Annotated in this window: 4 protein-coding genes; 1 reads left to right on the top strand and 3 read right to left on the bottom strand. The window is 62.0% G+C overall.

All coding sequences use genetic code 11. From position 1 onward, the window contains the following. The first annotated feature begins 132 nt into the window (after nt 1-132). Complete coding sequence (locus VJR29_01900; GenBank protein HKY62147.1) at nt 133-1,260, top strand: lipocalin-like domain-containing protein; 1,128 nt, start codon at nt 133-135, stop codon at nt 1,258-1,260. 3 nt (nt 1,261-1,263) lie between these two features. Here the strand turns inward: VJR29_01900 and VJR29_01895 are convergent, their stop codons facing one another. The 3 genes from VJR29_01895 to VJR29_01885 form a co-directional block, all read right to left on the bottom strand. Next, nucleotides 1,264-2,688, bottom strand: coding sequence for a hypothetical protein (locus VJR29_01895; GenBank protein ID HKY62146.1), 1,425 nt, complete (start codon nt 2,686-2,688; stop codon nt 1,264-1,266). 127 nt (nt 2,689-2,815) lie between these two features. Further along, nucleotides 2,816-4,420 carry a 2-hydroxyglutaryl-CoA dehydratase gene (locus tag VJR29_01890; protein ID HKY62145.1) on the bottom strand — a complete coding sequence of 535 codons (1,605 nt, stop codon included), beginning with the start codon at nt 4,418-4,420 and terminating at the stop codon, nt 2,816-2,818. Beyond that, on the bottom strand, nt 4,404-6,299 hold a 1,896-nt coding region (locus tag VJR29_01885; protein HKY62144.1), incomplete at its 5' end, for an acyl-CoA dehydratase activase-related protein. The genes VJR29_01890 and VJR29_01885, both read right to left, overlap by 17 nt.

The following is a 6,299-nucleotide window of genomic DNA, read 5'->3' as shown; positions in this document are numbered from 1 at the left end:
GGACCATTCCCTTTCATTGGAATCCCTGGATCCTGCTGATCGGCCTGGGCTTGACCTTGGGGGTCGGCGCTTTGGCCACGGCGGTCCCGATTCATTGGCTGAGCCGGATTCAGCCGAGCGAGGCGCTGCGTTATGAGGAATGACAGAGGAAGCGGGGCTAAAGCCCCTTGCTACTGGCTTCTAATTTTCTTTGCGCTGTTCAGTAACATAGCCCAAGCGGCCGACTTCGCCGCCGTGACGCCGGGCCGGAGTTTCCAATTTCCCCGGGACCACGGCGCCCATCCCGAATTCAAGACCGAGTGGTGGTATTTCACCGGCCATCTGCAAGACGGCGGGGGAAAAACCTACGGCTTCCAATGGACGGTCTTTCGCAGCGGCTTGCGGCCGCCGGCCGGAGAGAGCCGGCCTTCGGCAAGCCCGTGGCGAGCCGAGCAAATTTTTCTCGGCCACCTCGCGGTCAGCGAGCTCGACGAAAAGCGCTTCCACTTTGAAGAAGGGGCGGCCCGAGCCGCTTTCGGCCTGGCCGGCGCCGAAACCGAGAGTTTTCGCGTCTGGCTACCCGGCTTCTCGGCCGAGACCGCCGGCGACCAAACCCGGATCCGGGGCGAAAAAGGCGAATGGAGCCTCGACCTGAGCATGAAGCTGCCCGACTCGGCCTGGCTCCAGGGTCAGGGTGGCTACTCGCCGAAATCCCGGGAGCCGGGCAAGGCCAGCTATTACTACTCTCTCCCCGGCTTGGCGGTGAGCGGAACGCTCAAGAAAGGCAGTCGCGAGATTCCGGTCCACGGCCAGGCCTGGATGGATCACGAATTCGGCTCCGGCCAGCTCGGTCCCGAGCAAAGCGGCTGGGATTGGATGGGGCTGCCGCTGGGCCAGGGCGAAGCCCTGATGGTCTACCGCCTCCGCGACCGGCGGGATCCGGCAAAGGATTTTCTCTATGGCGGATTTTTCCAGAGCCAGGGCCATTGGCAAAGCCTGGCAGCCGGGGATCTTCGCGTCGAGGCCGGCGGTTTTTGGCGAAGTCCCCGCTCCGGCGGGAACTATCCCTTGGAATGGCGGATTCAGGTGCCCAAGCTGGGCCTCGACCTGAAAGCCCGCGCCGCCTTTCCCGATCAGGAGCTGGATACCCGCAAGAGCACCCAGGTGACCTACTGGGAAGGCAGCGTGGAAATCAGCGGCCACCGCGGCTCTCGGCCGGTGAAGTCAAAAGGTTATTTGGAAATGACGGGTTATGCTCGATCTTTCGAGCAAGACTTATAAGGCTTAAGACTCGTCGACCTTGATGAAGATGGACTCCATCTCGGCGGTCTCGACGACCAAATCCTCTTCCTCGAACTCGGCCTCGGCTTCCAGCTCGCCGCCTTCTTGCTGCGATTCGTCGGCGATGTCGTCCTTGCGCTCGACCCGTTGATAGGCCGGATCGTCGATGCGCAGCTCCTTGCGAGCCTGCTTGCGGGAGCGGCGTTTTTCTTCCTTGCGCTCGGTATTCTTGCCCAAAGCGCCGAAGAGGCCGCCCAACTCGGCCAGCATCCGCTCGTTGGGCACCGCTTGGGGCCAGAGCTGCTGGCTCTGCATCATGGCGCCGCCCAAGAAGACCCGGATGAAGGAGTTGAAAATCTGAGCCAATCCGGAGCCGAAATTTTCCTGCACCATCTGGTTGAGGCCGAGCAGCTGGGGGTTGTTGCTGGCCATCATCTTGGCCGCCAGCGCCTTCAACATGTCGGGCGTGATCTCCTTGCCGCCGGGCATCGCGATGCCTTGGCGCTTGGCCGCATCCAAAAGTTGCATCAGGAGGTTTTGGACTTCTTGCACCGGCGTGCCGGCCAGAGTCAAAGCGCTGGCCACGGCTTGCAGGAAGTGCAACGGGTTCTGGCCGGCGGTTTGGCTGGTTTGGAGCAGGGCTTGAAGCGCACCGGCGATGGCCCGGTCGGGAATGCTCTGGATCAAACCGGCCGGCAATCCCTGGGCCACCAACAAGGCCTTGGCCATCTCGGGATTGGCCGTCAGCAGGCTGGGGGGAATCAAGACGCCGACCAGCATGTTGAGCGAAAGCATCTGGCTGGCCCCTTGGGTCAATTGGGCGCCCTGGAAAAGCGCCTGGAACTGAGGGCTATTGAGCAGGGCTTTCAAGCCGTCTTGGGAAAGCTGGCCGCTCGGCGAAACCAAGCGGGCGATGGTCTGCAAAAGCTCCGCGCCGGCTTGACCCTGAGGAATGCGGACCCACAGGGGCGAATTTTGCTGAGCGGCTTGAGCGGTCGCCGAGCCGGGTTGGGCCGGAGCGTTCGCCGGCGGCTGGTTTAAAGGCCCGGTCGCCGAAGAAGAATGGGCCACCGCGCCTTCCTCGCCCAGCAACATCCCGAGGAGCTTGGGGTCCAGCGGAAAATCCTGGGGCATCACGCCGCCCGGACCGAAGTCCGGAACGTTGGGTTGGACCGTCAGCGACCAAAACTGGCCGCGGGCGTCGCGAACGATGAGGCGAATCTCGGGCTGGTCGTGAATGAAACCGGCCGAAACGGAGCCGGCGGCGCTGCCGACGGAAACGCTGCCGCGGATGGCGGAACCGGCCCGGGCATTGTCTTCGGAAGGGGTGCTTGCCGGCGGCGGATTTCGCCCATGAACGATTCTGCCGGTGCGGTATCTAAAATATTCGAGAAATTCTTCGCGGATTTTCTGGCGACGACGGCTCACGGGCGCTCCTGGCTTGGGTTTGCCCCTAATTTATAAACCCTCGAAGGGGGGACTGAAAAGGCTTATTGCCACAAAAAAGCCCCGGCCGAGGGGCCGGGGCTCTTGATATCTGTACGGTTTCCGATTTTTAAGCCACTTCACAGAGCAGGTTGGCCGCCGTCCCTGCCACCACATGGGGACTATAATGGGTGGCCTGCTGGAATTTCGGCTTCTTGGAGAGCCTTTGCTTCAGCTGCTCGACGGTCAGGTGCTTCTGATTCAGCACCTGGTTGTACTCGTCCTCGGCCGCCCGCTTGGCCTTGAAGAGCATCATCTGAATGCGGCTGTAGACGTTGACCGCGCCGTCGCCGGTGGTCTCGATCGGGAGGAAGATGGCCTCGGGATACTTCTCGGTGATGATCGATTGGACGCCGTCGGAGACGCCGCTCGAGGGCATGCAGCCGAAGGGTTTCACCGAGATCGTCATATGGGCCTTCTTGTGGAGGACGTTCTGAATCAGCTTGCCGACTTCCATGTGGCCTTCGCCGCCGCGGAGCTCGGTGTTGTAGTGATCGGCGGCGACTTTGGCGTTCTCTTCCATGTCGGGCAGCTTGTAGTTCTTCAAGCCCAAACAGAAGGCGAAAGTCTTGAAGGTGAGGCGCACGGCCTTCTCGGCGACCCAGAGGGTCAGGAACTTCTTGGTGACTTGAGTGGTCTTGAGTCCCTTGCGGGTTCCCTCGTCCATGCCCTTGAGCACCATGCGGCTCCGAGTGTCGACCCGCGATTGCCAAACGTTATAGAGGATCCAGCCGGCGATGAGCTGGATCTCGACCTCGGCGCCCTCTTCCTCGAGGAAGCGCTGCAGCCGGTAGTTGCCCTCGCCTTCGGTGGTCATCGCCCAAAACTCGCCGATGATGCTGACCTTGGGCTTCACCAGGGTCTTATCGACTTTCACCGCCTGCAGGATCTTGCGGCACTTCCAGAGGCTCTTGAGCAGGCCCTTCTTGGCCTTGAGCGCGGCCATGATGATCTCGCGGCATTGGGCGACCGCCTTGTCGGTGGCGCCTTTCTCCACTTCATAGGGCCGAATTCGATAGGTGATGGCGTTGAGCGCATCGCCGACGAAGATCGCCTTGCCCAAGGTGAGGAAGAAGTCCTTGTCCATCTTGAGCCCGACCTCTTGGCCGGTGGCCTGGTGCATGCCGCCGTTGGGCTCGAAGAGCATGACCCGGAAGCCCTCGAAGCCGGCGTCGCGCAAGGCCTTGCGGTACTCGGTGACGTACATGCCGAAGCGGCAGGGACCGCAGCCGCCGGCGGTGAGGAAGACGTGCTTGTTGATGATGTCCTCGGTCTTCCAACCTTCCTTGTCGCGAAGGTTGACCAGGTGCTTCACCAAGTTGCCGACGGTGAAATAAGTCGGATTGCACTGGCCGCGGTTGCCGTACTCCTTGCCGAGCTGGAGAGCCTCGTTGTCGGGGCAATCCAAGGCCTTGATCTGGTAACCCAGGCCTTCGAGCCCGGCTTGGACGAAGAGGTCGTGGGCCATGGTGAGGCCCGAAACCAAGACCGTGGTGTGGGCCCGCTGGTCGGCGTAGAAGGCGCGGTTGACGTTGTCCGTCCATTGTTTCTGCTTGGGGGCCTCGGCCAGGCCCAGGCGCTCGCGCTCTTCCTGCTCGAAACGCTCGAGCTCGGCTTCGACCGCCGAGATCGGGACGAATTGATTGTACCAAGGTTGGTTAGACGGCTTCGGCATAGTTCGCCTCCTTTGGGGATTGCAATTTCATGAGCTCGGCGCGCTTCTCTTCGAGGCGCCGACGCAGTTCTTCCTTCTTTTTCGCCAAGTCCTCGAGCGCTTCCTCGCGGAGGCTCAGGGAGTGGGCGTAAGTCTTGACCCGGATCTTGATCGAGCCGCCGGGCTTGTTGGCGTCGATGTCGTGCAGGGCCGAATACGGCGTGTTGCTGGTGCCGATGATCTTGTCGATGATGCCGTAGGTCGGCGCATCGTGGCCGCACTTGAAGCTGGAGAGATCGAGGACCGCGATATTGGGATGGCGGCCGGCGAACTTGGCGGCCCAGACCTTCTGGGCGCTGTTGGCGCTGTAGTTCTCGGGCCAAACGTCGGTGATGTCGAGCGGGTCGCGGCCGGCAGCGACGTCGGTCTTGAAGAGCTTGGCCAGGTATTCGGGATCGCGGGGCAGCGAGCGCATCGAGAGCACCGGATAGCCGCGGGCCTGGAATTCCTCGAGCACGTCGTGATTGAGGCCGGGATCGACGTGATAAGGCCGCCCGAGCAGCAGCAGGACCATCTTGTTCTTCTCTTCGGCATCGTCGAGGATGGCCCGGCCCTTGGCCTGGAGCGTCTGGTCGAGGCGGCTCAAGGCCTTCCAGCCCTGCTCCACCGCCCAGTCGTTCTCGTCCTCGGTGATGCCGAGGAGCTCGCCGAAAGCGTTGAACATCTGCTTCTTGAAGAGGAGCTTCTCGTTCAGGGTCAGCGCCGGATCGAGGTAAGTGATCCCGCGCTCGGCGAAGAAGTTGTTCTCCTTGGTGAAGGCCGCCTTCATGACCTCGGGCGCGCCGGCCACGATCGGGCAGCAGGCGTCGTCCATGACGTTCTTCAGGCCCGAGGGGATGTGGGTCAGGATCGGGAAGAAGATGTAGTTGAGGGGCTTCTCCGGCTTGTGCTTGTGGAAGAGCAAATTATGGATATGGGCCTGCGAGACCTTGGAGGGATAGCAGGGGTCGATCGAGCCGTACTTCCCGCCCTCGGCCCACATCTCCTCGCCGCTGAAATCGGAGAAGACGATGTTGTTGGGCATCAGGCCCAGGCATTCGAAGTAGGTCTTCCAAATCGGGGCGCTGCTGTAGATGTTGAGCACCCGCGGAATGCCGACCCGCAGCCCCCGGCGGCGCTCGGCCGCCTCGGCCGAGGAGCGGATGAAGCCGCGCTTGATCGGGACCCGCTTGATGTTGCCCATCAGGGTCTTCTTGACCGCGATGTCCTCGATCTCGGTTTTGTCGGCCGGCAGCGCCTCATACTCGTGGCTATTGAAGAGGACATGGGCCTCGAAGTCGACGAGGTTGGGATACTGCTTCTTGAGCTCGTTGCGCTTCTTGCTGAGCTCGACCATCGCTTCCTTCGATTCGACCGTGCCCTTCTCGCAGCTGAAGCCCGAGATGTAGCGGCTGGTGTCGCCGGATGGCGTCACGGTGTCGATGAAGGTCCGGCTGCAATTGTTGGGGCAGAAATGGCAGACGGTCGACTCGTCGTTGCGGGCGGTGAATTGGAGACCGATCGCCGGATCGAGGCCGATGAAGGTCGAGTAACCGCGGCGCTGGACGACCCGGCGGGTTTCCATCGCGGCGCCGATCGCGCCGGCCTCGCCGGTATGGGGATGAACCAGGACCTCGGCGTCAGGCACCCTCTCCTTGATATAATCGACCTGGGCCTTGACCGCGGCCAAGTTGTATTGGGTTCCGCCCTGGAGAACGAAGCGGCGTCCCAGTTCGGCCATCCGCGGGATCTGAACGACGTACTGCCACACGTTCTTCGGCAAAACTTGAGCGAGGCCCGCGAGCAACTCTTCCTTGGCGTAGCCTTCCTTCTGGAAGTTGACCCGGTCGCTGTCGAGGAA

It is taken from the genome of bacterium, assembly GCA_035281585.1.
Taxonomy (GTDB): Bacteria; UBA10199; UBA10199; order DSSB01; family DSSB01; genus DATEDP01.
Note: the sequence above shows the minus strand (reverse complement) of the source record. Positions and strands in the feature narration are given on the sequence as shown.